The organism is Mesorhizobium sp. (genome assembly GCF_005063415.1).
Classification (GTDB): Bacteria; Pseudomonadota; Alphaproteobacteria; order Rhizobiales; family Rhizobiaceae; genus Mesorhizobium.
Map to the genome: position 1 here is coordinate 1 of NZ_SUEG01000250.1, position 4,416 is coordinate 4,416.

Below are 4,416 nucleotides of genomic sequence, written 5' to 3' on the forward strand. Positions count from 1 at the left end.
GCTTGCGCCGGATAGAGCGAGGCCATGCGCAAGGCTTCGTCGATCTGCAGGTCAATGGCGGCGGCGGCGTCATGCTCAACGACCATCCCGACGTCGCCTCGATCGAGACCATCTGCCGGGCGCACGCGCCCTTCGGCACGGCGGCGCTGTTGCCGACACTGATCACCGACACATCCGAGATCACCGCCGCGGCGGTTGCGGCCGGAGCCGAGGCGGCACGGAGGAAGGTGCCGGGGTTCCTGGGCCTGCATCTCGAAGGGCCGCATCTTTCGATCGCCCGCAAGGGCGCGCATGACCCGGCCTTGATCCGGCCGATGCTGGACGCCGACCAGGCGATGCTGATCGCCGCACGGAAAAACCTGCCGGTGCTGCTGACAACGGTGGCCCCCGAATCCGTCGAGCCCGGCCAGGTGTCGGCGCTCAGCAGGGCCGGCATTGTCGTCAGCATCGGCCATTCCGATACCGGCTATGCCACGGCTCGCGCCTTTGCCGAGGCCGGCGCAACGGTGGTCACGCATCTGTTCAACGCAATGAGCCAGATCGGCAATCGCGATCCGGGTCTGGCGGGCGCGGCAATCGATACCGGCACATTCCATGCCGGCATCATCGCCGACGGTATCCATGTCGATCCGGCCACCATGGCCATCGCCTTGCGCGCCAAGCAGGGGCCGGGCAAGATCCTGCTCGTCACCGACGCCATGGCGACGATCGGCACCGACATGACCTCGTTTACGCTGAACGGCCGCACCATCCACCGCAAGGATGGCAAGCTGACACTTGCCGATGGCACGCTGGCGGGCGCGGATCTCGACATGATTTCCGCGGTGCGCTTCGTGCACCGCGTCGTCGGCCTCGACCTCGACGAAGCCTTGCGCATGGCCTCGCTCTATCCGGCGCAAGCGGTCGGCCAGTCGCACCGGCTCGGGCGCTTCGCCAACGGTACCGCCGCCAACATCGTTTCGCTGTCGGACGATCTGGACATTAAAAGCGTCTGGATCGATGGCGCCAAGGTTTTTGCAGCCAACGCTATCCCTCAGGCTTAGCCGGCTTTGGACGTATAGAGGTCCCTATAGGCTTCGCGCAGCAGGTTCTTCTGCACCTTGCCCATCGTGTTGCGCGGCAGTTCGTCGACGAAGACCACCCGTTTCGGATGCTTGTACCTGGCAAGGCGTCCGGCGATGGCCTCGACGATCCCTGCGGCGCTGATGGTCGAGCCCGGCGCACGCACCACGACAGCGGTGACGCCTTCGCCGAAATCCGGATGGGCAACGCCGATGACAGCGCTTTCGGCAACACCAGGCAGCGCGTCGATCTCGCTCTCGACTTCCTTTGGATAGATATTGTAGCCGCCGGAAATGATCAGGTCCTTGCCGCGGCCGACGATGTGGACATAGCCGTCGGCATCGATCAGCCCGAGATCGCCGGTGATGAAGAAACCATCGTCACGGAATTCGGCCCTGGTCTTTTCCGGCATGTGCCAGTAGCCGCAAAAGACGTTCGGGCCCTTGACCTCGATCATGCCGACCTCGCCCCGGGCAAGTGTTTCGCCGCCATCGGGATCGGCGATGCGCAGGGAAACGCCGGGCAGGGGAAACCCGACCGTGCCGGCACGCCGCTCGCCCTCGTATGGGTTCGACGTGTTCATGTTGGTCTCGGTCATGCCGTAGCGCTCGAGGATGGCGTGGCCGGTGCGCTCTCGCCAGGCTCTGTGCGTCTCGGCCAGAAGCGGCGCCGAGCCAGAAATGAACAGGCGGATGTTTTTCGCCGCTTGCCGGTTCAAACCGTCCTGCTGCAGCAGGCGGACGTAGAATGTCGGCACGCCCATTAGCGCGGTGGCGCGCGGCAGCAGCGAGACGATGCGGGCCGGGTCGAATTTGGTTTCGAACAGCATCGAGGCGCCTGCCATCAGGACAACATTCGTGGCGACGAAAAGGCCATGCGTGTGGAAAACCGGCAGCGCGTGAATCAGCACGTCTGCGGCAGTGAAGCGCCAGAGGTCGACCAGCACCCGGGCATTGGAGGCGAGGTTTTCGTGGCTGAGCATGGCGCCTTTCGAACGGCCGGTGGTGCCGGACGTGTAGAGGATCGCAGCAAGGTCGTCCGGTCCGCGCGCCACATCGTGGAAGTCCACGGCCTCCTCAGAGGCGCGATCGGTCAACGAACCCTCGCCCTTGCTGCCGAGTGTCGCGACCGCAGCGCCCGAGGCCTGCGCCAAAGCGCCGATCTCGCCCGCTCGCGCCGGGTCGCAGACGACCAGTCGCGGCTCGGCATCCCTGAAGAAATAGTCGAGCTCGGTCAGCGTATAGGCGGTGTTGAGCGGCAGGAAGATCGCGCCGGCACGCAGGCAGGCGAGATAAAGGAAAATGGCCTCCGGGCTCTTCTCGACCTGAACGGCGACGCGGTCGCCGGCTTCGACGCCCAGCTGCGACAGCGCATGTGCCAGTTGAGCGGAGCGCGCCAGCATTTCGCCATAGCTGATCGAGCGTCCATCCTCTGCCTCCATCAAAAGGCGTCCGGGCGCGGGCATCCGGGCACGGAAAGCATCGAACAGATGGTTGCTCATAAGTCCCCCCGAGCGGCTGTCTCCGGCCGGACGGCAGCGGTCAGCCGGCCGCCTTGTCCGCCGCCGCCCTGATTGCCTCGATGTTTGCCCGGTAGGCCTCGACGCTGCCGCCCTTGAAGATGGCCGCGCCGGCGACCAGCACGCTGGCGCCGGCCGCGGTGACCAAGGGCGCAGTTTCAGGCGAAATGCCGCCGTCGATCTCGATCCGGATCGGCCGGTTGCCGATCAGCGCCTTCATCCGCTTCACCTTGTCGACGATCGCTGGAATAAAGGCCTGGCCGCCGAACCCCGGATTGACCGTCATGATCAGGACCAGATCAAGCCGGTCGAGCACGTATTCGATCATCGTCTCCGGTGTCGCCGGGTTGAGCGACACGCCGGCCTTCTTGCCAAGGTTTTTGATGGTCTGCAGCGAGCGGTCGAGATGCGGCCCGGCTTCGGCGTGCACCGTGATGCCGTCGCAGCCGGCCTCGGCGAAGGCGGCCAGATAGCGGTCGGCGGGGGCGATCATCAGATGGCAGTCGAAGAAGGCCTTGGTGCGATTGCGGATCGCCTTGATCACCGGCGGCCCGAAGGTGATGTTGGGGACGAAATGCCCGTCCATGACATCGAGGTGAATCCAGTCGGCGCCGGCGGCGGCCACCGCCTCGACCTCGTCGCCGAGCTTCGAGAAATCGGACGCCAGCACCGATGGCGCGATCAGGGTTTTTTTGCTCATGGTGCGGCCTTCCTGAACGCCTCAGTTTTACGGACCCTCTGTATCGACTGCCTAGACCATGAGTCCGGAAAGTGGAAGCCGGTTTGTCCTTCCGCCGACGCCACGGCTTCAGGTTTGCGCTGCCCTTTCATCTGCCCGCCAAAGAAAAAAACCGCCGGATCGCTCCGGCGGGTTTTGAGTGACGCGAACCATCACCGTTTGAAGTTCCGCGCGCGATCCTATTGCTCGAGCTGCGGCTTGCGCCTCGGCAGCTGCTGAAGAACATCTGGATTCAGCAGCAGGTTCGGGTTGCGGATCGGCTGGCACTGACCATTGATCGGCCGCGCGCCGGGTGCGCATTCCAGCCGTGGTTTGCGGCAGGCGCCGTCGCGCAGCTCTGTCCCGCGCGGGCAGACGCAGACGCCCCGCTTGTTGTGGATCTGACCAGGTATCGGGCACTCCACCACAACAGGCTTCTTGCGCCTACAGGCATTGCCTTGCACTTCCGTGCCTTTCGGGCAGACGCAATCGCCCTCGGCGTCGTGGATCTGGCCGCGGATCGTGCACTGCTCCGGCTTCGGCTGAATTGGCCGGCAGGCATTGCCCCTGACTTCCGTGCCCCTCGGGCAGACGCAATCGCCAGCGGCGTTGTGGATCTGACCACGAATGGTGCACTGCTCCGGCTTCGGCTGGATTGGCCGGCAGGCATTGCCTCTGATTTCCGTACCCCTCGGGCAGACGCAATCGCCAACAGCGTCGTGGATCTGACCGCGGATGGTGCACTGCTCGGGTTCCGGCTGGATCGGCCTGCAGGCACTACCCCTGACTTCGGTGCCCCGCGGGCAGACGCAATCGCCGGCAGCGTCGTGGATCTGGCCACGGATCGTGCACTGCTCGGGTTCCGGCTGGATCGGCCTGCAGGCACTACCCCTGACTTCGGTGCCCCGCGGGCAGACGCAATCGCCGGCAGCGTCGTGGATCTGGCCACGGATCGTGCACTGCTCGGGTTCCGGCTGGATCGGCCTGCAGGCACTACCCCTGACTTCGGTGCCCCGCGGGCAGACGCAATCGCCGGCAGCGTCGTGGATCTGGCCACGGATCGTGCACTGCTCGGGTTCCGGCTGGATCGGCCTGCAGGCACTACCCCTGACTTCGG

Annotated in this window: 3 protein-coding genes and 1 pseudogene; 1 reads left to right on the forward strand and 3 read right to left on the reverse strand. The window is 65.2% G+C overall.

All coding sequences use genetic code 11. The annotated features are described in order from the left end of the window. Nucleotides 1-1,043, forward strand: a 1,043-nt coding sequence (nagA, locus tag E5W70_RS31085; RefSeq protein WP_292665074.1) for an N-acetylglucosamine-6-phosphate deacetylase, incomplete at its 5' end; no start/stop codon positions are given. Here nagA and E5W70_RS31090 read toward each other — a convergent pair. The 3 genes and pseudogenes from E5W70_RS31090 to E5W70_RS31100 all read right to left on the reverse strand — a co-directional run. After that, nucleotides 1,040-2,563: a malonyl-CoA synthase gene (locus tag E5W70_RS31090; RefSeq protein WP_292665075.1), complete on the reverse strand. Its 1,524-nt coding sequence runs from the start codon at nucleotides 2,561-2,563 to the stop codon at nucleotides 1,040-1,042. The genes nagA and E5W70_RS31090 overlap by 4 nt on opposite strands. A gap of 40 nt (nucleotides 2,564-2,603) precedes the next feature. Continuing rightward, on the reverse strand, nucleotides 2,604-3,281 hold the full coding sequence (rpe, locus tag E5W70_RS31095) for a ribulose-phosphate 3-epimerase (protein ID WP_292665076.1): 678 nt from the start codon (nucleotides 3,279-3,281) through the stop codon (nucleotides 2,604-2,606). Between the two features lie 218 nt (nucleotides 3,282-3,499). Beyond that, a pseudogene (locus E5W70_RS31100) lies at nucleotides 3,500-4,416 on the reverse strand (hypothetical protein); the annotation flags it as partial.

Coding starts and splice junctions, on each gene's coding strand:
- E5W70_RS31090 (WP_292665075.1), bottom strand. CDS start 2,563: ATGAGCAACCATCTGTTCGATGCTTTCCGTGCCCGGATGCCCGCGCCC.
- rpe (WP_292665076.1), bottom strand. CDS start 3,281: ATGAGCAAAAAAACCCTGATCGCGCCATCGGTGCTGGCGTCCGATTTC.